Here is a 21,592-nt window from a genome sequence, read left to right on the forward strand (position 1 = left end):
AATTGAAAAATTTTTAAAATTGGAGGAATTTTATTATGAGTAAAGTAATAGGTATTGACTTAGGTACTACAAATTCTTGCGTATCTGTATTAGAAGGAGACGAACCTAAAGTAATTCAAAATCCTGAAGGTGCTAGAACAACTCCATCAGTTGTGGCATTTAAAAATGGTGAAACTCAAGTAGGTGAAGTTGCTAAACGTCAAGCAATTACAAACCCAAATACTGTACAATCAATTAAACGTCATATGGGTACAGATTATAAAGTAGATATTGACGGCAAATCATATACACCACAAGAACTTTCAGCAATGATTTTACAAAATTTAAAAAACACTGCTGAAAGTTATTTAGGAGATAAAGTGGATAAAGCAGTAATCACTGTTCCTGCTTATTTCAATGATGCTGAACGTCAAGCTACTAAAGATGCTGGTAAAATTGCTGGTTTAGAAGTAGAACGTATCATTAACGAACCAACAGCTGCAGCATTAGCTTATGGTTTAGATAAAACTGAACAAGATCAAAAAGTCTTAGTATTTGACTTAGGTGGCGGTACTTTCGACGTTTCTATTCTTGAATTAGGCGATGGCGTATTCGAAGTATTATCAACTGCAGGGGATAACAAACTTGGAGGTGACGACTTTGACCAAGTAATCATCGACTATTTAGTATCAGAATTCAAAAAAGAAAATGGTGTTGACTTATCACAAGATAAAATGGCGTTACAACGTCTTAAAGACGCTGCAGAAAAAGCTAAAAAAGATTTATCTGGTGTATCTCAAACACAGATTTCATTACCATTCATTTCAGCTGGAGAAAATGGTCCATTACACTTAGAAATTAACTTAACTCGTTCTAAATTTGAAGAATTAGCTGATTCATTAATCAAAAGAACAATGGAACCAACTCGTCAAGCACTTAAAGATGCTGGCTTATCTACTTCTGAAATTGATGAAGTTATCCTAGTTGGTGGTTCAACTCGTATTCCTGCAGTACAAGAAGCAGTTAAAAAAGAAATTGGTAAAGAACCTCATAAAGGTGTGAACCCAGATGAAGTTGTTGCAATGGGTGCTGCTATCCAAGGTGGCGTAATTACTGGTGATGTTAAAGACGTTGTATTATTAGACGTAACTCCATTATCATTAGGTATCGAAATTATGGGTGGTCGTATGAATACGTTAATTGAACGTAATACAACAATCCCAACATCAAAATCTCAAGTATATTCAACAGCTGCTGACAATCAACCTGCTGTAGACATTCACGTATTACAAGGTGAACGTCCAATGGCTTCAGATAATAAAACATTAGGCAGATTCCAATTAACTGATATTCCACCAGCTCCACGTGGTGTACCTCAAATTGAAGTAACATTTGATATTGATAAAAATGGTATCGTAAACGTTACTGCAAAAGACTTAGGTACAAATAAAGAACAAAATATCACTATTCAATCAAGTTCTGCATTATCTGATGAAGAAATTGATCGTATGGTTAAAGATGCTGAAGAAAATGCTGAAGCAGATAAAAAACGTCGTGAAGAAGTAGACTTAAGAAACGAAGCAGATAGCTTAGTATTCCAAGTTGAAAAAACAATTAAAGACTTAGGTGAAAATATCAGTGAAGAAGATAAATCAAATGCTGAAAGCAAAAAAGATGCACTTAAATCAGCATTAGAAGGTCAAGATTTAGATGATATTAAAGCTAAAAAAGAAGAATTAGAACAAGTAATTCAAGAATTATCTGCTAAAGTATATCAACAAGCTCAACAAGCTCAACAACAAGCACAAGACAGTTCACAACAATCAAATGATAGCAATGTTGAAGATGCTGAGTTCAAAGAAGTTAAAGACGACGAAGATAAAAAATAAAGCTAATCGTTTATAACGTTTACTATGTAAACATTTATAAATGTAAGCCAAAAAGTCAAAGTCAATTGAACATTGGCTTTGACTTTTTCTTTTATAATTAAGATACTTGAGTATGTGTTTAAATTATAAAAATTTAGAAAAGGAGAGATACTTGTGGCTAAAAGAGATTATTATGAAGTTCTTGGCGTAAGTAAAGATGCTTCAAAAGATGAAATTAAAAAAGCATACCGTAAATTATCAAAAAAATATCATCCGGACATCAATAAAGAAGAAGGCGCTGATGAAAAGTTCAAAGAAATTTCTGAAGCATACGAAGTTCTAAGTGATGACAATAAACGTGCAAATTATGACCAATTTGGACATAGCGGTGCCCAAGGTGGATTTGGCAGTCAAGGATTTGGTGGACAAGACTTCAGTGGCTTCGGTGGAGGCTTTGAAGACATATTTAGCTCATTCTTTGGTGGTTCACGTCAAAGAGATCCAAATGCACCTAGAAAAGGTGACGACTTACAATACACTATGACTTTAGAATTCGATGAAGCTGTTTTTGGTACTAAAAAAGAAATTTCTATTCGAAAAGATGTTACATGTCATACATGTCACGGTGATGGTGCTAAACCAGGTACAAGTAAAAAAACATGTAGCTATTGTCATGGTTCAGGACATGTATCTGTTGAACAAAATACAATTTTAGGACGCGTAAGAACTGAGCAAACTTGTCCTAAGTGTGAGGGTAGTGGTCAAGAATTTGAAGAACCATGTCCAACTTGTCATGGTAAAGGGACTGAAAATAAAACAGTAAAATTAGAAGTAACTGTACCTGAAGGTGTAGACAATGAACAACAAATCCGTCTTGCTGGTGAAGGTGCACCTGGTGAAAATGGCGGTCCTCATGGTGATCTTTATGTAGTATTCCGCGTTAAACCTTCTGATAAATTTAGAAGAGATGGCGATGATTTATTCTATGAACTTAACATTAGCTTCCCACAAGCATCACTTGGCGATGAAATCAAAGTACCAACTCTAAACAGTAACGTTATGCTTACAATTCCTGCTGGTACTCAAACTGGTAAACAATTCCGTCTTAAAGAGAAAGGCGTTAAAAATGTTCATGGATATGGCCATGGTGATTTATTTGTTAATATAAAAGTTGTCACACCAAATAAACTAACTGATAGACAAAAAGAATTAATGAGAGAATTTGCGGAAATCAGTGGTGAAAATCCGGAAGAACAACCTGCTAATTTTAAAGACAAAGCTCGTAAATTCTTTAGAGGTGAATAGTCATGAACTGGACAGAATTTGCAGTCACTGTAAATCATGAAGTTGAATCTTTAGTCACTAACATATTAGAAAACTATGGTTCAAATGGAGTAGTTATAGAAGATTCCAATGATTTAATTAATCAACCTACTGATAAATTTGGTGAAATCTACGAATTAAAAAAAGAAGATTACCCTGAACAAGGTGTGAGATTAAAAGCATACTTTAATGAATTGAAATATAACACTCAATTTAAAAATAAATTAGAAAATGAAATATTAAATTTGGATCTTATAGATGATTCAGTAGTTGAGTTTTCAGCAAAGACTATTGCTGAAGTAGATTGGGCTAATGAATGGAAAAATTATTTTCATCCTTTCAGAGCTTCTGAGAGATTTACGATTGTTCCAAGTTGGGAAGACTATTCAAAAGAATCAGAAGATGAATTATGTATAGAATTAGATCCTGGAATGGCTTTTGGTACTGGAGATCATCCAACAACAAGTATGTGTCTAAAAGCGATTGAAACTTATGTAACACCCGATTCCTCAGTCATTGATGTAGGTACAGGTTCTGGTATATTAAGTATCGCTAGTCACTTAATAGGTGTTAAACGAATTAAAGCCTTAGATATAGACGAAATGGCTGTTGGTGTGGCTAAGGAGAATTTTAGAAAAAATCATTGTGAAAATGATATTGAAGCCATTCCCGGTAATCTATTAAAAGAAGAAAATGAAAAATTTGATGTAGTTATCGCAAATATTTTAGCTCATATTATTGATGAAATGATTGAAGATGCTTATAATACACTAAATGAAGATGGTTATTTTATAACTTCAGGTATTATAGAAGAAAAGCATGAAGATATACTGTCGCATATGAAGCGTGTTGGATTTAATATTGTATCAATCAATCATGACAATGGATGGGTTTGCATTGTTGGTCAGAAAGTGAGTGAATAATTTGCAACGATACTTTATCAATCAAAACGCTGATGAGAATCAGCGTTTTTTTATTACCAATGAAGAAGATATACATCATATCAAAAATGTAATGAGAAATACGGTTGGTAACAAAATTATAATTAATTTTAATGATAAAAAAGTATTTATTAGTGAAATCACAAATATAAATTCTAATCAAATTGAAGTTTTACCAATAAACCAATTAGATATTGACACTGAATTACCAGTTGATGTAACGATTTGTAGTGGTTTAATAAAAGCTGATAAATATGAATGGTTGCTTCAAAAAAGTACAGAATTAGGTGCCAATCATTTTATTTCAGTGGGTATGGATCGATCTATAGTTAAATTACAAGAGAACAAGGTACAAAAGAAAATAGATAGATGGCAAAAGATTGTAAAAGAAGCTGCTGAACAAAGTTATAGACTTGTTATTCCAGATGTTAAATTTCAGTCGAATTTAAAAGTAATTTATGATACCATAAATAATTATGACTATGTGTTAATAGCATATGAAGACGAAGCCAAGCATGGCGAAAAAAGTCGATTTAAAAATATTTTAAACAACTTTCAAACGAATGATCGTGTGTTAATCATATTTGGACCTGAAGGTGGTTTTTCTGATAAGGAAATCGATCTCTTTAGGGAGGTAAGCTTAAACGTTGGTTTAGGTCCTAGAATATTAAGAGCAGAAACTGCGCCACTATATGCACTTAGTGCTATAAGTTTTGAGAAAGAATTGATGGGGTGAATTAAATGGCAACAGTAGCGTTTCATACTTTAGGTTGTAAAGTGAACCATTATGAAACTGAAGCAATATGGCAATTATTTAAAGATGATAATTATGAAAGAGTAGATTTTGAAACTAATGCAGATGTATATGTCATTAATACTTGCACCGTGACTAATACAGGTGATAAAAAAAGTAGACAAGTCATTAGAAGAGCAATACGTCGTAATCCGGATGCAGTAGTATGTGTTACAGGTTGTTATGCACAAACATCTTCTGCTGAAATTATGGAGATTCCAGGTGTAGATGTCGTTGTTGGTACTCAAGATAGACATAAATTACTTAGTTATATTGATCAATTTAGAGAAGAACGTCAACCAATTAATGGTGTTGGAAATATTATGAAAAATCGTACATATGAAGAACTTGATGTGCCTTATTTTACGGATAGAACTCGTGCATCTCTAAAAATCCAAGAAGGTTGTAATAATTTTTGTACGTTCTGTATTATTCCATGGGCACGTGGTTTAATGCGCTCTAGAGATCCTGAAAAAGTAGTTGAACAAGCAACACAATTAGTTCAATCTGGATATAAAGAAATTGTATTAACTGGTATTCATACCGGTGGATACGGTCAAGATTTAAAAAATTATAATTTAGCTCAATTACTCAGAGATCTTGAGGAAATTGATGGTTTAGAAAGAATTCGAATTTCTTCAATTGAAGCCAGTCAACTTACTGATGAAGTCATTGACGTTCTAAAAAATTCTAATAAAGTAGTTAGACATTTACATGTACCATTACAATCAGGTTCAGATACAGTATTAAAACGTATGCGACGCAAATATACTATGGAACATTTTTCTGAAAGACTAACAAAATTACATGATGCATTACCTGATTTAGCAGTTACAAGTGATGTTATAGTAGGTTTCCCAGGAGAAACTGAAGAAGAATTCCAAGAAACATATGATTTTATAGTTAAACATAAATTCTCAGAGTTACATGTTTTCCCGTATTCACAACGTATTGGTACACCTGCTGCACGTATGGATGATCAAATTGATGAGTCAATTAAAAATGAACGTGTGCATAAACTTATTGCTTTAAGTGATCAACTTGCTAAAGAATACGCATCAAAATTTGAAAATGAAGTTTTAGAAGTGATTCCAGAAGAAGTAGGAGAAACAAAAAATACATTAGTAGGTTACGCAGATAATTATATGAAAGTTGAATTTGAGGGTAGTGAGGATTTAATCGGTGAGATTGTTAAAGTTAAAATTAATAAAGCTGATTATCCAATTAACATTGGTAGTGCAGTTAGAATCGTTAATCATGCTACTAATAAAACTGAAGAAGGTATATTATTATAAATTTTTAAAATTATAAAGATTTATAATTGACCATAATTATTTCATATATTATACTAAATAAAGCATAGTTAATTATTTCTATGCAATTATTGACTTTAAGTTTCGTTGATATTTGGAGGGAGGGAAATACAGATGTCTAAAACAGTAGTACGTAAAAATGAATCACTAGAAGATGCATTACGTAGATTTAAACGTTCAGTATCTAAAAGTGGTACAATCCAAGAAGTACGTAAACGTGAATTTTACGAAAAACCAAGTGTAAGACGTAAGAAAAAATCAGAAGCTGCACGTAAACGTAAATTCAAATAATTAATAGCTCTGTTGACTCCCTCAACATGAATGTTAATTATATATATCCTCTCAATTAGTTAAACTAATTGAGAGTTTTTTTATATAATTGTAATACTATAATATAGTATTTATTTCATGTATAATTTAATTGAGAGCGAGGTGAGATAATGATAAGTATAAGTTTGATACATATCGAGAATACTTTTGCTTCAATGAATCATTCATGGTTGAATGATATGTCAAATATCATTGTTAATCCTATTGTTTTATTAATTCTTACATGTATTATCTTTTTAGGTTTTTTATATCAACTTTATTCTAAAAAGATAAATATTTTAGGTATTTTAGCTTCTCTAGCGTTACTTATTCTATTTCTAGGATTTTTAATTAGTGGCGAGGTCAATTTGATTTCAATTTTATTGTTTTTCATAGGTATCATCTTACTAACAATAGAACTATTCATTGTTGGAGCAGTAATTGGAATTATAGGAATAGTGCTTATTATTGTTAGTATGATTATGTTGGGAGATAATATTTTAGTTATGCTCTTTAATGTTATTGTTGCTTTAATACTTTCTATTATAGAATGGGTGATTTTGGTGAGAGTATTTAATCGCAAAATACCATTTTTTGATAAAGTGGTATTGAATGATTCAACGAGTACAGAAGCTGGTTATAGATCTCATGATGATCGTTCTTACTTAGTGGGAAAAACTGCGTATACTACTACTGATTTAAGGCCTGCTGGAATCATAACTTTAGATGACAAAAGAATAGATGCTGTTTCTGACGGTACATTTATCTTGAGAAATAAAAAAGTAAAAATTTTAGAGGTAGAAGGTAGTAGAGTAGTTGTAAGAGAAATAAAAATATAAAAGGAGTAAAGTCAATGTTAAATATTGGAATTATAATTATTGCGATTATAATAATAGTTGCTTTATTATTATTATTTTCATTTGTACCAGTCGGATTATGGATTTCCGCTATTGCTGCAGGTGTAAAAGTTAGTATTGCTACACTTATAGGAATGCGACTTCGTAGAGTATCTCCTCGTAAAGTGATAGGTCCTCTTATTAAAGCTCATAAAGCAGGATTAAATTTAACAACAAATCAATTGGAATCTCATTATCTAGCCGGTGGTAATGTAGATAGAGTAGTGGATGCCAACATAGCAGCCCAACGTGCAGATATCAATTTACCTTTTGAAAGAGGTGCCGCAATAGACTTAGCGGGACGAGATGTCTTAGAAGCTGTTCAAATGTCTGTTAATCCCAAAGTAATCGAAACTCCCTTTATTACCGGTGTTGCGATGAACGGTATCGAAGTTAAAGCTAAAGCTAGAATTACAGTAAGAGCTAATATTTCTAGACTTGTAGGTGGTTCTGGAGAAGAAACAATTATTGCACGAGTTGGTGAAGGTATTGTTTCCACAATTGGTTCTAGTGAACATCATACACAAGTACTTGAAAATCCTGATAATATTTCTAAAACAGTATTAAGTAAAGGATTGGATTCAGGAACAGCATTTGAAATTTTATCGATTGATATTGCAGATGTAGATATCGGTAAAAATATCGGCGCTGATTTACAAACGGAACAAGCACTCGCAGATAAAAATATTGCTCAAGCTAAAGCTGAGGAACGACGTGCTATGGCTGTTGCTTCTGAACAAGAAATGAAAGCACGTGTTCAAGAAATGCGTGCTAAGGTAGTAGAAGCTGAATCAGAAGTACCACTAGCAATGGCTGAAGCTTTACGTAAAGGCAATATCGGAGTAAAAGATTACTATAATTTAAAAAATGTAGAAGCAGATACAGGTATGAGAAACGCTATTAATAAACGTACCGAACAAAATGACGATGAATCACCAAATTAAATAGAGGGGTGATTAAATGAATATTGGAATTCTTATATTCGTTATTTCTGTGATTGTTACTGGTATTAGTGCAATGAGAGATAAAAGTCATGAACAACGAAAAAATCAAATGCCTCCACACAAAAATACACAAAGTCCTACGCAAAACATACCAAGAAAAAAAGGTATTTTTGAGCAGATAGAAGAAGCTTTTAATGAGATGGCATCAGAATTTGATGAAGAAGAACAAACTAAAAAAACATCATCACCAAAACCCTCTTCTAAAAAAGAAACGGTTCACAGTGATAAAAATCTTAAAAAAGACGTTACGCCTGAACATCATCGTGGAGAATCAAAACGATTTGAAACTAAACAATCTCATACCGGAAAAGTGCCTTCTAAAGATAGAGATTCAACTTCACGAGAGAGATTTCAAAGTGAAAAAGATATTAAAAAACAGTTAGAAGACTCCCTATCAAAAGAATTATTTAATGTGAGATCTGAAATTGATAAGGAAAAAGAAAAACAACTTTCTTTAATTGAAAAGAAAGCTAAAGAAATTATTAATGATAAGTATTTATCTGAAAAAACGAAACGTTATAAACTGAATCAATTACTCAATAGTAAATCTATTGAGAAAAATATGACACATCAAACGTTTCAATTTGACAATGATCCGATAGTTGATGGAATTATTTGGCAAGAAATATTAAATAAACCTAAAAAATTATAAGAGGTTATAAATAAAAGAATAAGACAACATTCATTGTTTCATTCTGACCTTTATAAGAGACTTTCTACGTGAAAGTCTCTTTATTTATGTTCCTAATATGTTAAGACGCCCCTAAAACTCATAGTGTTCTTAGTACTTTTTTGTTATGCTATATTATCTTAGGTTAATTATTCATTCAAAACATTTAAATTTGTATACTTTATCATTGTTTAGTAAAATTTATATGAAAGATTAATTATTAATGAATATGTTTTATGTGAAAAGGAGCGCTTTTATGCCAGGAATAATTCAAATAGATAACATCAACCATTCTCAAGCTTTAATTGGTAATAATGATGAACACTTAAAATCGATTGAAGAAGCATTTGATGTTATCATACATGCTCGTGGGCAAGAAATTGCAGTAAAAGGTCAAGTATTAGAGCATGTTGAAAAAGCAGAATTAGTTCTTAAAAATTTATTAAAGGTGATTGAGTTAGGACATTCAATTACATTAAAAGATGTTGAGGCTGCCATAAAGATGGCTAAAAATGACACTATTCAATATCTATTGGATTTATATGATGAAGAGATTACTAAAGATGCCTTTGGTAAAACAATTCGTGCAAAAACAATGGGGCAACGTCTTTATATTAATGCTATGAAACGTAATGATTTAGTATTTGGTATAGGTCCTGCTGGAACAGGTAAAACTTTCCTTGCAGTTGTGTATGCTGCAAAACAATTAAGAAAAGGAACTGTAAAAAGAATTGTTTTAACAAGACCAGCTGTAGAAGCTGGTGAATCATTAGGTTTCTTACCAGGAGACTTAAAAGAAAAAGTTGATCCATATTTAAGACCTCTTTATGATGGTTTAAATACTGTCTTAGGTAGAGAACAAACAGCACGTTTTATTGAACGAGGTACAATTGAAATTGCTCCCTTAGCGTATATGAGGGGTAGAACTCTAGATGATGCATTTGTCATTTTAGATGAAGCTCAAAATACAACACATGCACAAATGAAAATGTTTTTAACTCGTCTAGGATTTGGTTCAAAAATGGTTGTAACTGGAGACCAAACTCAAATTGACTTACCAAAAGGTGTTAAAAGTGGATTAAAAGAAGCTATTAAGAACCTTCGTGGTGTTAAAGGAATAAATATTATGGAATTAGATCAAAGTGATGTAGTACGACACCCATTAGTAAGTAAAATTATCGAACGTTATGAAGGAGACAATTAAATGTTTACGATTGATTTCAATGATCATACAAACTTAGTTAAAGATGAATGGTATCATCAAATCGAAGACTTAATTAACTTTGCTAAAGAAAAAGAAAACATTCATGAAGATGCTGAATTGTCAGTTACTTTTGTAGATAAAGATGAAATTCAAGAAATAAATAAAAATTATCGAGATAAAGATAAAGTGACTGATGTTATTTCTTTTGCACTTGAAGAAGATGAACCAGATATTATTGGTTTAGATATTCCTAGAGTATTAGGAGATATTATTATTTGTACTGATGTAGCTAAGGAACAAGCTGAATCTTATAATCATTCATTTGAAAGAGAACTTGGTTTTTTAGCTTTACATGGTTTTTTACACTTATTAGGTTATGATCATATGAATGAAGAAGATGAAAAAGAAATGTTTGGACGTCAAAAAGAAATCTTAAACGCATACGGATTGACTAGAGATTAAATTTTTAAAACGATTTAAATACACCTTTGACGGTTTAAAAACACTTCTTCAAAAAGATCACAATTATCTAATACACTTAATCTTCGCATTCATAGCTATCATTTTAGGAATTATCGTAAGACTTTCAACTGTAGAATGGTTGTTTGTTTTGTTAAGCATCACTTTGGTACTTACGCTTGAAGCTGTGAATACAGCTATAGAATGCGTCGTAGATTTAGTTACTTCTGACTATCATGAATTAGCTAAACAAGCTAAAGATATTGCCGCCTTTAGTGTTATGGTTGTTTCAATCTTTGCACTAATTATGGGTTTAATTATTTTTATACCTCACATCTTTTTTTAAGGGGATAATAAAATGAGTTATCAATCATATTATTTTCAAGAAGTTAGAAAAGCTCAACAACGTGCTTATGTACCGTATAGTCATTTTAAAGTAGGTGCATATTTAAAAACAAAAGACGGTCGTCATTTTTATGGAGCAAATGTTGAAAATGCAGCTTATCCAGCAACGATTTGCGCAGAACGATCTAGTTTAGTAGCTGCAATTTCAGAAGGCTATCGACCAGGAGATTTTGAATCAATAACAGTTACCGTTGACGCTGAACATCCGTCATCACCTTGTGGAACATGTCGTCAAGTATTAAAAGAACTCTGTGATGACGACATGCCTGTGTATATGACAAATCATAAAGGTGAGATGATTAAATCAACTGTAGCAGAACTATTACCTCACGGCTTTTCAGGAAAGGATTTAGAATAAATGACAGAACACAAATCAGGATTTGTATCTATTATAGGGAGACCGAATGTGGGAAAATCCACATTTATGAATAGAGTCATTGGACATAAAATTGCAATTATGTCAGATAAAGCTCAAACAACAAGAAATAAAATTCAGGGAATAATGACAAGAGAAGATGCTCAAATCATTTTCTTAGATACACCAGGCATTCATAAACCTAAGCATAAATTAGGAGATTATATGATGCGTGTAGCTAAAAATACGCTATCAGAAATCGATGCTATTATGTTTATGGTAAATGTAAATGAAGATATTGGTCGTGGTGATGAATATATAATGGAAATGCTGAAAAATGTTAAAACACCGGTATTTCTAGTGTTAAATAAAATTGATTTAGTTCATCCAGATGCACTTATGCCTAAGATTGAAAAATATAAAACCTATATGGATTTTACTGAAATCGTGCCAATTTCGGCACTTGAGGGATTGAATGTGGATCATTTTATCGATGTACTTAAAGATTATTTACCTGAAGGTCCAAAATATTACCCTGATGATCAAATATCGGATCATCCAGAACAATTTGTAGTAGGCGAGATTATTAGAGAAAAAATCTTACATTTAACAAGTGAAGAAATCCCACATGCAATAGGGGTAAATGTAGACAGAATGATTAAGGAAAGTGAAGAAAGAGTAAGAATTGAAGCAACTATTTTTGTTGAACGTGATTCTCAAAAAGGAATTGTTATAGGTAAGGGTGGGAAAAAACTTAAAGAAGTTGGTAAAAGAGCTCGACGCGATATTGAAATGCTTCTCGGATCAAAAGTTTACCTTGAATTATGGGTAAAAGTTCAGAAAGATTGGAGAAATAAAGTAAACTTTATTCGTCAAATGGGATATGTTGAAGATCAAGATTAACGTTTAAATTAATAGGAAAGCCGGTGAGATGCATTGTTAGAAAAACAAAAAGGAATTATCATAAAATCAGTAGATTATGGTGAATCCGATAAAATTATTACAATATTAAACGAGCATGGTGCTAAAATTCCTATTATGGTAAGACGTGCTAAAAAATCTAAAACCGGCTTGCAAGCTCATACACAACTCTTTGTGTATGGCTTATTTATTTATAATAAATGGAAAGGTATGGGGACGCTCAGTTCTATTGATGTCATAAACCAATATTATCAATTACGATTAGATATTTTTGATAGTAGTTATGCGACTTTATGTGTTGAAGCAATAGATCGATCATTAGAACCAGATGAAGTTTCTCTATATCATTATAAGTTATTAGAATTTGTACTCAATAAAATTTCAGAAGGTAATTCTGCTCAATTAATGTCGATTATCGTATTATTGAAATGTATGAATAAATTTGGTTTTGGCGCATTTTTCAATTATTGTGCAATTACTGGTGATACTGATCAATCTAAGCTTATTGCTTACAGTTTTAAATATGACGGGACAATCTCAGAAACTGTATTAAATAATGATCCTTATGCATTAAAGCTATCCAATAAAACATTTTATTTATTGGATATTTTACAAAAGTTGCCAATTGATAAAATGAATCATTTTAATATTAACCAAGCTTTATTAGATGAAATGTCAGAATTAATGATAATGCTGTATAGAGAATATGCTGGCATGTACTTTAAAGGTCAAAAATTAATTAATCAACTTAAGCGATTAGAATAATATACAATATTTAAATTAATTAAAAGAACCCACTTATTACTCATAGCAAGTAATAAGTGGGTTCTTGTTATATTAAAACTTAACTTTTTCAGCTAAGAATGTTTCTAATTCTGAAATTGGCATACGAACTTGTTCCATAGAATCTCTATCACGTACTGTAACTTGATTATCTTCTAATGAATCGAAATCAAATGTAATACAGTAAGGAGTACCGATCTCATCTTGACGACGATAACGCTTACCAATTGATTGTGATTCATCAAAATCAACAGAAAACTTAGAACTTAATTGTTCAAAGATTTTAATTGCTTCTTCAGATAATTTTTTACTTAATGGTAAAATAGCAGCTTTATATGGTGCTAAAGCAGGGTGGAAATGCATTACTGTACGAGCATCTTTACTACCTTCAACGCCTTCTTCATCATAAGCATCACATAAGAAAGCTAATGTAACACGATCTGCCCCTAAAGAAGGTTCAATACAATATGGAATATATTTCTCATTTGTTTCTGGATCATGATATCTGAAATCCTCGCCAGAATGTTCACTGTGCTTTTTCAAGTCAAAATCAGTACGGCTTGCAATACCCCATAATTCGCCCCAACCAAATGGGAATTTATATTCAATATCTGTAGTCGCATTAGAATAGTGAGATAATTCTTCTTCATCATGGTCACGTAATCTCATATTTTCTTCATTGATGTTTAAATCTTTTAACCATTGACTTGCAAATGTTTTCCAGTAATTTTGCCATTCAATTTCTTCACCAGGTTTACAGAAGAATTCTAATTCCATTTGTTCAAATTCTCTTGTTCTAAAAATAAAGTTACCAGGCGTGATTTCATTACGGAATGATTTACCGATTTGACCAATACCAAATGGTAATTTTTTACGCATTGAACGTTGAACGTTTTTATAGTTTACGAAAATACCTTGAGCAGTTTCTGGACGTAAAAATAGTTCATTAGTAGAGCCCTCAGTAACACCTTGGAATGTTTTAAACATTAAGTTAAATTGACGAATATCTGTCCAATTAGCAGTACCACTTACTGGACATACAATACCTTCATCATCGATGATGCGTTTCATTTCTTCAAAACTTAAGCCATCAGCAATGAAATTTTCATCACCTTTTTCATTTTGCATATAGTCTTCGATTAATTTATCTGCACGATAGCGAATTTTACTATCTTTATTATCAATCATTGGGTCATTAAAATTACCTAAATGACCAGATGCTTCCCAAGTTTTTGGATTCATTAAAATTGCAGCATCAATCCCAACATTGTATGGTGATTGAGTAATGAATTTTTGCCACCATGCTTTTTTAATATTATTTTTTAATTCAACACCTAATGGACCATAATCCCATGTATTAGATAAACCACCGTAAATATCACTACCTGGGAATACAAATCCTCTATGTTTAGCTAGTGATACAATAGTATCCATATCTTTAACCATATTATCTCTCCTTTTAAAATAAAAACGTCCCAAGACAATAAATAAATATAAAATAATACTTATTATTATCTTGGGACGAGTTAATAATTCATCTATATAAATATATAGTGTTAACAAAATAACCCGCGGTTCCACCCAAATTAGTGTAGACACTCGCTTTTATGTAATGATATTGATAAGCCAATTTTTAAAATGTTAAGCTTCCACCAACCTTAACTCGCTTAATCATATTTTAATTCATAGAAAATTTAATAGCAAGGATTTATATGTATTTGTAGGTATATATATAAATAGGTATAATAAAACATGAAATTAAAAGGGGTGAAGACCTATAGAATTAAGTAAAAGACAAGAACAAATAATTGAAATAGTTAAGGATGGTGGCCCGATAACAGGTGAACATATAGCAGATAAGCTTAATTTAACTCGTGCTACTTTACGTCCTGATTTAGCTATTTTAACTATGTCTGGTTTTATTGAAGCTAGACCACGTGTGGGTTATTATTATTCAGGTAAATCCAAGAATAAATTAGTCAGTGATCATTTACGTCAATATATAATAAAAGATCATATGTCTCTACCTGTTATCGTTAAAGAAGATACGACAATTTATGATGCTATATGTACTATATTTTTAGAAGATACAGGAACATTATTTATTATTAATCAAAAAGATGAATTGATTGGTGTGAGCTCGCGAAAAGATTTGTTACGTGCCTCTATGATTGGTCAAGATATTCATACTATGCCTATAAGTGTCATCATGTCACGTATGCCTAATATTGTTTATTTAAAAGAAGAAGACCTCGTCATCTATGCTGCAAGTCAAATGATAGATAAGGAAATTGATTCAATTCCCGTTGTTAGAAAAAAAGAAAATAGTAAATATAAAGTTGTAGGTAGAATATCTAAAACAACAATAACAAAATTATTTGTTTCATTATTTAAAGAATAGGTGATAAACAATGGAAAATATAAAGATAATCATTGCATCTGATTCAATAGGAGATACAGCTGAGTTGGTTGCTAGTGCTTGCGTCGCTCAATTTAATCCTAAAGCTTGTAAACATGGTTTTTTGAGATATCCTTATATAGAAACTTTTAAGGATATAGATGAAGTTATACAGGTCGCTATAGATAAAAATGCAATTATTGTATATACGTTAGTAGAACCAGAAATTAAAGCATATATGAAGAAAAAAGTAGACGATTTCTCTTTAAAAGCTGTTGATATAATGGGCCCTCTAATGACACTACTTAATCAAACGCATGATGAGGAGCCGTATAATCAGCCAGGCAGAGTTCATAAATTAGACGATGCCTATTTCAAAAAAATAGATGCAATCGAATTTGCGGTAAAATACGATGATGGTAAAGATGCGAAAGGATTACCTAAGGCAGATATTATTTTAATTGGCATTTCAAGAACTTCTAAGACGCCTCTATCTCAGTATTTAGCGCACAAAAGCTATAAAGTAATGAACATTCCTCTAGTTCCAGAGGTAACGCCACCAGACGAATTATTTAAAATTAATCCAACTAAATGTATAGCATTAAAGATTAGTGAAGATAAACTTAATTTAATAAGAAAACAACGACTTAAACAATTAGGATTAGGTGAACATGCTAGATATGCGACTGAAGATAGAATTAAAGAAGAAATTCAATATTTTGAAAAAATTGTCGAAAAAATAGGATGCCCTGTTATTGATGTATCTGATAAAGCTATTGAAGAAACAGCAAATGATGTTATACAAATTATTGAAAGTAAAGCATAAATATTTAAAAACCTTTTATAAAAGTGTATAATATTATGACTACTATTTAATAGGTGATATATATTGCGTATAGAACAGTCTGTAATTAACGAAATAAAGGAAAAAACAGATATTTTAGATTTAGTAAGTGAATATGTGAAATTAGAAAAAAGAGGACGCAATTACATTGGTTTGTGTCCTTTTCATGATGAAAAAACACCTTCTTTTACAGTTTCTGAAGATAAACAAATATGCCATTGCTTTGGTTGTAAAAAAGGTGGAAATGTTTTTCAATTTATTCAAGACATTAAGGATATTTCATTCGTAGAAGCAGTACAAGAACTTGGAGAACGCGTTAATATAAAAGTAGATATTGGTCATTCTAATCCCTCTACAACTCAAATAGCATCTGAAGACTTAAAAATGATTGAAATGCATGAATTAATTAATGAATATTATATGTATGCATTAATGAAATCAGTAGAAGGTGAAGAAGCTTTAAATTATCTCGTAAATCGTGGTTTCACTGAAGAATTAATAAAATCTCGTGGAATAGGGTATGCCCCTAATAACGCTCACTTTTGTCATGACTTTTTACAACAAAAAGGATATGACATAGGACTAGCTTATGAAGCTGGTTTGTTATCACGTAACGAAGAAAATTTTAGTTACTACGATCGTTTTAGAGATCGCATCATGTTCCCTTTAAAAAATGCTCAAGGAAGAATTGTCGGTTTTTCTGGTAGAACTTATAACAATCAAGAACCTAAGTATTTAAATAGTCCTGAGACACCGATTTTTCAAAAAAGACGATTACTTTATAATCTTGATAACGCAAGAAAATCAATTAGAAAAAATGATGAAGTCATGTTGTTAGAAGGATTTATGGATGTAATTAAAGCTGATTACGCTGGATTAAAAACAGTGGTAGCAAGTATGGGTACAGCATTATCAGAAGATCACATGACAGTTTTAAAAAAATTAACCTCTAATATAACTTTAATGTTTGATGGAGACTTTGCTGGTCAAGAGGCCACTTTAAAAACTGGAGAACATTTACTGAAACATGGATTAAATGTATTTGTAGTACAATTACCAAAAAACATGGATCCCGATGAATATATAGTTAAATTCGGTAAAGAAAAATTTATAGAATTTTTAAATAATGAGAAGAAATCGTTTATTATTTACAAAGTTCAATTCTATCGAGATGAAATTGAAAATAATGATCTAGCTTATGAGCGTCACTTTAAAGAGATTACTGAAGATATTTCATTTGTCAGATCTTCAATATTAAAAAATAAAATTGTGAATGACGTAGCTGACATTTTCAATATTGATGCCAATACTATTATGTCCAATGTACATCAACAACCTGAATTTATCTCATATGAAGAAGACTATATTGGAAATACCAATGATAACTCAAATTCAAATTCTCAAAATTTAAACATTGTTTTTACACATTTAAACAAAAGTGAAAAAGCACAAAGAGCTTTATTAAAACACTTTATGATGGATAAAGATGTATTTCTAAATTATAATCGACAACTTGAAGCAAACGATTTTACGAATAAATATTTCCAAAGTATTTTTAAAGCGCTAACCGATTATTATTCTGAAAATGATTACTATTCGATAAGTGATTTAATATTATACATTGAAGATAAAGATATTAGAGAAGCAATCATACAGCTTGATGATTATGAATTAAATCGAGAACCTTATGATTTAGAAATTGAAGAATATATCTCAACTTTAAATGAAAACAAATATGAAGATTCTATTGAAGAACTTAATCATAAATTAAAAGAAGCACTTAGAATTGGTGACGTAGAATCTCAAAAGTATTATTTACAAATGATAGTTAATAAAAATAAGCAACGCATGTAGATGAATATTTAAATTAAAGAAATATAAACAAATATTAAACTTTTAATATAGTATTTATATTTAATAACCATTACTGTATAATGGTTATTATGCTTTTTTAAAGGGTAGACAAATAGTAAGTTAAATATTTATGAAATAAGGATATCATTTTTATTACCTATAGAATGATAATATTTCATGTTTATTATAAAATATACTTTTCTTATTATAATAATTTATTATATAATTAAATATCTTAATTGAAAGCTTAAAATACGATTGGGAGGCCTTTTCATGTCTGATAACCAAGTTAAAATCAAAAAACAAACAATTGATCCGACTTTAACATTAGAAGATGTTAAAAAACAATTAATTGAAAAAGGTAAAAAGGAAGGTCATCTAAGTCATGAAGAAATTGCTGAAAAGCTGCAAAATTTTGACATGGATTCCGACCAAATGGATGATTTCTTTGACCAACTAAATGATAACGATATTAGTTTAGTAAATGAAAAAGATAGTTCAGATACAGATGAAAAATTAAATCCAAATGACTTAAGTGCGCCTCCAGGTGTTAAAATTAACGATCCTGTAAGAATGTACTTAAAAGAAATTGGACGTGTAAATCTGCTTAGTGCACAAGAAGAAATTGAATTAGCTAAACGTATTGAACAAGGTGATGAAGTAGCAAAATCTCGCCTTGCAGAAGCCAACTTGCGATTAGTTGTAAGTATTGCAAAACGGTATGTTGGTCGTGGTATGCTTTTCTTAGACTTAATCCAAGAGGGGAATATGGGTCTTATCAAAGCAGTAGAAAAGTTCGATTTTAGTAAAGGATTTAAATTTTCTACTTATGCTACGTGGTGGATTAGACAAGCCATTACACGTGCTATTGCTGACCAAGCTCGTACCATCCGTATTCCTGTGCATATGGTTGAAACTATTAATAAGCTTATTCGCGTACAAAGACAATTATTACAAGACTTAGGTCGTGATCCTGCTCCTGAAGAAATTGGTGAAGAAATGGATTTACCACCTGAAAAAGTTCGCGAAATACTTAAAATAGCTCAAGAGCCAGTATCCCTAGAAACGCCAATAGGTGAAGAAGATGACAGTCACTTAGGAGACTTTATTGAAGATCAAGAAGCACAAAGCCCTTCTGACCATGCTGCTTATGAGTTATTGAAAGAACAATTAGAAGACGTTTTAGATACACTTACTGATAGAGAAGAAAATGTTTTACGTTTAAGATTTGGCCTTGATGACGGACGAACTAGAACATTAGAAGAAGTGGGTAAAGTGTTCGGTGTTACAAGAGAACGTATTCGTCAAATCGAAGCTAAAGCGCTTAGAAAATTAAGACATCCAAGTCGTAGCAAGCGTCTTAAAGATTTTATGGACTAAGATTAATGGTGAATCTGAGTTAACGATAGATGTTATGTATAAAGAAACTTGAGGCTAAGACAATACTATGTCCTAGCCTCTTTTTATAATAAAGGAGATAACAATGATATCATTAAATCATCGATTAAAAGTTGTAAGCCAATACTTATTAAGTAATTCATTAGCTGATATCGGTTCTGATCACGCTTATTTACCTATTTATGCATTACAACATCATCTATGCGATGATGCTATTGCTGGCGAAGTAATCAAAGGACCTTATACAGCTGCTAAAAAGAATGTAGCACAGCATCAACTTACTCAACATATCGATGTTCGATTAGGTGATGGTCTTAGTATACTAACTGAGAAAGATAAAGTAGATAATATCACAATTTGTGGAATGGGTGGACCTTTAATAGCGAAAATATTAGATGAAGGTAAAAATAAACTTGCACATCATCCACGTCTAATTTTGCAAAGTAATATTCAAACTGAAACCTTACGCAAGACACTTCAACATCTTAATTATGATATTATCGCTGAAGAAATTTTAGAAGAAAAAGGACATATCTATGAAATTGTAGTTAGTGAATGGAAAGAAAATATTAATCTTCTTAATAAAAAATCACTTAAATTTGGTCCTATTCTTTTAAATAATAAAAACGGTATTTTTATAAAAAAGTGGGAAAGAGAGTTAGCAGCTTTAGAGCATATTCGTAATCAATTGAATCCAATACAACATCGTGAGAGACTAGAAGAGATTGAAGAAGAGATATCAATGATAAGAGAGGTACTCTATAATGAAAATTAAAGAACTAATGTCAATTATTGACCAACACGTTCCCCTTAAAACTGCTGAAAGCTGGGATAATGTGGGTTTATTAATTGGAGATGACACTAAAGAGATAACAGGTATTTTGACAGCATTAGATTGCACAATGGAAGTAATAGAAGAGGCAATTAGCAAAGGATACAATACAATTATTGCCCATCACCCTTTAATTTTTAAAGGTATTAAATCATTAGTTAATGATGGATATGGTAAATTAATACACATGCTTATTCAAAATGATATTCAACTTATTGCTTTGCACACCAATTTAGATAATCACATTGATGGTGTCAATGAGATGCTAGCAAAAAAATTAAATTTAACTAATATTAGATTTTTAAATGAAGAAGAATCATTTTACTATAAAGTACAAACTTACATTCCCGAAGAAAATCTAGAATCATTTAAATATCATATTAATAATATTGGTTTAGCAAAAGAAGGGAATTATGAATATTGTTTCTTTGAGTCCAAAGGTAAAGGTCAATTCAAACCAGTTGGAGAGGCTCGCCCTCATATTGGAGAACTAAATCGAATTGAATATGTAAATGAAGTGAAGCTAGAATTTATGATTCGTAAAGATCAATTAAATATTGCTAAAAATGCAATTATTAATTACCATCCTTATGAAACACCTGTATATGATTTTATTAAGATGACGACATCTGCTAATTATGGTCTTGGAAAAATAGGCGAACTAAATGAGCCGTTAAATTTAGAAGATTTTGCTAAATATGCTAAAGCACATTTAAATATTCCTAGCGTTCGTTATACAGGTCCTTCAGAAGCGTTAATTAAAACAGTTGCTATTATCGGAGGTGCTGGTATCGGTTTTGAAACTAGTGCTTTTAAAAAGGGAGCAGATGTTTTCGTTACTGGAGACATAAAACATCATGATGCACTTGATGCTAAAACTAATGGCATTCATTTATTAGATATCAATCATTATAGTGAGTACGTTATGAAAGAAGGACTTAAAGGCTTACTAGGACAATGGTTATTTAGTAATGAGAGTAAGCAGTTTAATATAGAAGCTTCAGAAATAAATACAGATCCATTTAATTATATTTAAAACTATA

22 protein-coding genes are annotated in these 21,592 nt (G+C 31.1%); 21 read left to right on the forward strand and 1 reads right to left on the reverse strand.

Going from position 1 to position 21,592, the window contains the following annotated elements:
• Positions 1–35: 35 nt before the first annotated feature.
• From dnaK to recO, 15 genes are all read left to right on the forward strand, one after another.
• Positions 36–1,868, forward strand: a complete 1,833-nt coding sequence (gene dnaK, locus HMPREF2953_RS05555) for a molecular chaperone DnaK (protein ID WP_049336071.1) — start codon at positions 36–38, stop codon at positions 1,866–1,868.
• Between the two features lie 153 nt (positions 1,869–2,021).
• A complete protein-coding gene (gene dnaJ / locus HMPREF2953_RS05560) occupies positions 2,022–3,152 on the forward strand; it encodes a molecular chaperone DnaJ (RefSeq protein ID WP_049336072.1) in 1,131 nt (376 codons plus the stop codon).
• Between the two features lie 2 nt (positions 3,153–3,154).
• On the forward strand, positions 3,155–4,093 hold the full coding sequence (gene prmA / locus HMPREF2953_RS05565; RefSeq protein WP_049336073.1) for a 50S ribosomal protein L11 methyltransferase: 939 nt from the start codon (positions 3,155–3,157) through the stop codon (positions 4,091–4,093).
• Position 4,094: 1 nt separating this feature from the next.
• Positions 4,095–4,847, forward strand: coding sequence for a 16S rRNA (uracil(1498)-N(3))-methyltransferase (locus tag HMPREF2953_RS05570; protein WP_070672194.1), 753 nt, complete (start codon positions 4,095–4,097; stop codon positions 4,845–4,847).
• Positions 4,848–4,852: 5 nt separating this feature from the next.
• Entirely contained in the window at positions 4,853–6,199 is a 1,347-nt protein-coding gene (mtaB, locus tag HMPREF2953_RS05575; protein WP_049336074.1) for a tRNA (N(6)-L-threonylcarbamoyladenosine(37)-C(2))-methylthiotransferase MtaB, read from the forward strand.
• A gap of 132 nt (positions 6,200–6,331) precedes the next feature.
• Positions 6,332–6,508: a 30S ribosomal protein S21 gene (rpsU, locus tag HMPREF2953_RS05580; protein ID WP_002449867.1), complete on the forward strand. Its 177-nt coding sequence runs from the start codon at positions 6,332–6,334 to the stop codon at positions 6,506–6,508.
• Between the two features lie 149 nt (positions 6,509–6,657).
• Positions 6,658–7,365: an NfeD family protein gene (locus HMPREF2953_RS05585; protein WP_049336076.1), complete on the forward strand. Its 708-nt coding sequence runs from the start codon at positions 6,658–6,660 to the stop codon at positions 7,363–7,365.
• Positions 7,366–7,379: 14 nt separating this feature from the next.
• On the forward strand, positions 7,380–8,366 hold the full coding sequence (floA, locus tag HMPREF2953_RS05590; protein WP_049336077.1) for a flotillin-like protein FloA: 987 nt from the start codon (positions 7,380–7,382) through the stop codon (positions 8,364–8,366).
• A 16-nt stretch (positions 8,367–8,382) separates the two neighbouring features.
• Complete coding sequence (locus HMPREF2953_RS05595) at positions 8,383–9,078, forward strand: hypothetical protein (RefSeq protein WP_070672195.1); 696 nt, start codon at positions 8,383–8,385, stop codon at positions 9,076–9,078.
• Positions 9,079–9,352: 274 nt separating this feature from the next.
• Positions 9,353–10,300 (forward strand): PhoH family protein, encoded by a 948-nt coding sequence (locus HMPREF2953_RS05600; protein ID WP_002449734.1) that lies wholly within the window; start codon positions 9,353–9,355, stop codon positions 10,298–10,300.
• Positions 10,301–10,762: an rRNA maturation RNase YbeY gene (gene ybeY / locus HMPREF2953_RS05605; protein WP_049336081.1), complete on the forward strand. Its 462-nt coding sequence runs from the start codon at positions 10,301–10,303 to the stop codon at positions 10,760–10,762.
• Entirely contained in the window at positions 10,758–11,105 is a 348-nt protein-coding gene (locus tag HMPREF2953_RS05610) for a diacylglycerol kinase family protein (RefSeq protein ID WP_049336083.1), read from the forward strand. Before ybeY ends, HMPREF2953_RS05610 begins: the two co-directional genes overlap by 5 nt.
• 12 nt (positions 11,106–11,117) lie before the next feature.
• Positions 11,118–11,522 carry a cytidine deaminase gene (cdd, locus tag HMPREF2953_RS05615; protein WP_049336085.1) on the forward strand — a complete coding sequence of 135 codons (405 nt, stop codon included), beginning with the start codon at positions 11,118–11,120 and terminating at the stop codon, positions 11,520–11,522.
• Positions 11,523–12,422 (forward strand): GTPase Era, encoded by a 900-nt coding sequence (gene era, locus HMPREF2953_RS05620; RefSeq protein WP_070672197.1) that lies wholly within the window; start codon positions 11,523–11,525, stop codon positions 12,420–12,422.
• Positions 12,423–12,455: 33 nt separating this feature from the next.
• Positions 12,456–13,205 carry a DNA repair protein RecO gene (gene recO / locus HMPREF2953_RS05625; protein WP_049336087.1) on the forward strand — a complete coding sequence of 250 codons (750 nt, stop codon included), beginning with the start codon at positions 12,456–12,458 and terminating at the stop codon, positions 13,203–13,205.
• Between the two features lie 72 nt (positions 13,206–13,277).
• Here recO and HMPREF2953_RS05630 read toward each other — a convergent pair whose 3' ends face one another.
• Positions 13,278–14,669: a glycine--tRNA ligase gene (locus HMPREF2953_RS05630; protein WP_002449775.1), complete on the reverse strand. Its 1,392-nt coding sequence runs from the start codon at positions 14,667–14,669 to the stop codon at positions 13,278–13,280.
• 331 nt (positions 14,670–15,000) lie between these two features.
• Between HMPREF2953_RS05630 and HMPREF2953_RS05635 the strand changes: the two genes are divergently transcribed.
• The 6 genes from HMPREF2953_RS05635 to HMPREF2953_RS05660 all read left to right on the forward strand — a co-directional run bounded on the left by HMPREF2953_RS05635 (position 15,001) and on the right by HMPREF2953_RS05660 (position 21,585).
• Positions 15,001–15,624 carry a transcriptional regulator CcpN gene (locus HMPREF2953_RS05635; RefSeq protein ID WP_083310590.1) on the forward strand — a complete coding sequence of 208 codons (624 nt, stop codon included), beginning with the start codon at positions 15,001–15,003 and terminating at the stop codon, positions 15,622–15,624.
• A 10-nt stretch (positions 15,625–15,634) separates the two neighbouring features.
• Entirely contained in the window at positions 15,635–16,447 is an 813-nt protein-coding gene (locus HMPREF2953_RS05640) for a pyruvate, water dikinase regulatory protein (protein WP_049336088.1), read from the forward strand.
• Between the two features lie 63 nt (positions 16,448–16,510).
• Complete coding sequence (gene dnaG / locus HMPREF2953_RS05645) at positions 16,511–18,319, forward strand: DNA primase (protein WP_070672201.1); 1,809 nt, start codon at positions 16,511–16,513, stop codon at positions 18,317–18,319.
• Between the two features lie 273 nt (positions 18,320–18,592).
• Positions 18,593–19,699, forward strand: coding sequence for an RNA polymerase sigma factor RpoD (gene rpoD, locus HMPREF2953_RS05650; protein ID WP_002449793.1), 1,107 nt, complete (start codon positions 18,593–18,595; stop codon positions 19,697–19,699).
• A 103-nt stretch (positions 19,700–19,802) separates the two neighbouring features.
• On the forward strand, positions 19,803–20,492 hold the full coding sequence (locus HMPREF2953_RS05655) for a tRNA (adenine(22)-N(1))-methyltransferase (protein ID WP_070672202.1): 690 nt from the start codon (positions 19,803–19,805) through the stop codon (positions 20,490–20,492).
• Positions 20,482–21,585: a Nif3-like dinuclear metal center hexameric protein gene (locus HMPREF2953_RS05660; protein ID WP_049336094.1), complete on the forward strand. Its 1,104-nt coding sequence runs from the start codon at positions 20,482–20,484 to the stop codon at positions 21,583–21,585. The genes HMPREF2953_RS05655 and HMPREF2953_RS05660 overlap by 11 nt, the downstream gene beginning before the upstream one ends.
• The last annotated feature ends 7 nt before the right edge of the window (positions 21,586–21,592 follow it).

This window comes from Staphylococcus sp. HMSC072E01 (assembly GCF_001814125.1).
Classification (GTDB): Bacteria; Bacillota; Bacilli; order Staphylococcales; family Staphylococcaceae; genus Staphylococcus; species Staphylococcus hominis.

Bases quoted from the DNA above. Each gene is read 5' to 3' on its own strand.
- prmA (WP_049336073.1), top strand. From the start codon at position 3,155: ATGAACTGGACAGAATTTGCAGTCACTGTAAATCATGAAGTTGAATCT.
- era (WP_070672197.1), top strand. From the start codon at position 11,523: ATGACAGAACACAAATCAGGATTTGTATCTATTATAGGGAGACCGAAT.
- mtaB (WP_049336074.1), top strand. From the start codon at position 4,853: ATGGCAACAGTAGCGTTTCATACTTTAGGTTGTAAAGTGAACCATTAT.
- HMPREF2953_RS05595 (WP_070672195.1), top strand. From the start codon at position 8,383: ATGAATATTGGAATTCTTATATTCGTTATTTCTGTGATTGTTACTGGT.
- HMPREF2953_RS05655 (WP_070672202.1), top strand. From the start codon at position 19,803: ATGATATCATTAAATCATCGATTAAAAGTTGTAAGCCAATACTTATTA.
- HMPREF2953_RS05660 (WP_049336094.1), top strand. From the start codon at position 20,482: ATGAAAATTAAAGAACTAATGTCAATTATTGACCAACACGTTCCCCTT.
- HMPREF2953_RS05640 (WP_049336088.1), top strand. From the start codon at position 15,635: ATGGAAAATATAAAGATAATCATTGCATCTGATTCAATAGGAGATACA.
- HMPREF2953_RS05600 (WP_002449734.1), top strand. From the start codon at position 9,353: ATGCCAGGAATAATTCAAATAGATAACATCAACCATTCTCAAGCTTTA.
- HMPREF2953_RS05630 (WP_002449775.1), bottom strand. From the start codon at position 14,669: ATGGTTAAAGATATGGATACTATTGTATCACTAGCTAAACATAGAGGA.
- HMPREF2953_RS05585 (WP_049336076.1), top strand. From the start codon at position 6,658: ATGATAAGTATAAGTTTGATACATATCGAGAATACTTTTGCTTCAATG.
- cdd (WP_049336085.1), top strand. From the start codon at position 11,118: ATGAGTTATCAATCATATTATTTTCAAGAAGTTAGAAAAGCTCAACAA.
- ybeY (WP_049336081.1), top strand. From the start codon at position 10,301: ATGTTTACGATTGATTTCAATGATCATACAAACTTAGTTAAAGATGAA.
- rpsU (WP_002449867.1), top strand. From the start codon at position 6,332: ATGTCTAAAACAGTAGTACGTAAAAATGAATCACTAGAAGATGCATTA.
- rpoD (WP_002449793.1), top strand. From the start codon at position 18,593: ATGTCTGATAACCAAGTTAAAATCAAAAAACAAACAATTGATCCGACT.
- dnaK (WP_049336071.1), top strand. From the start codon at position 36: ATGAGTAAAGTAATAGGTATTGACTTAGGTACTACAAATTCTTGCGTA.
- floA (WP_049336077.1), top strand. From the start codon at position 7,380: ATGTTAAATATTGGAATTATAATTATTGCGATTATAATAATAGTTGCT.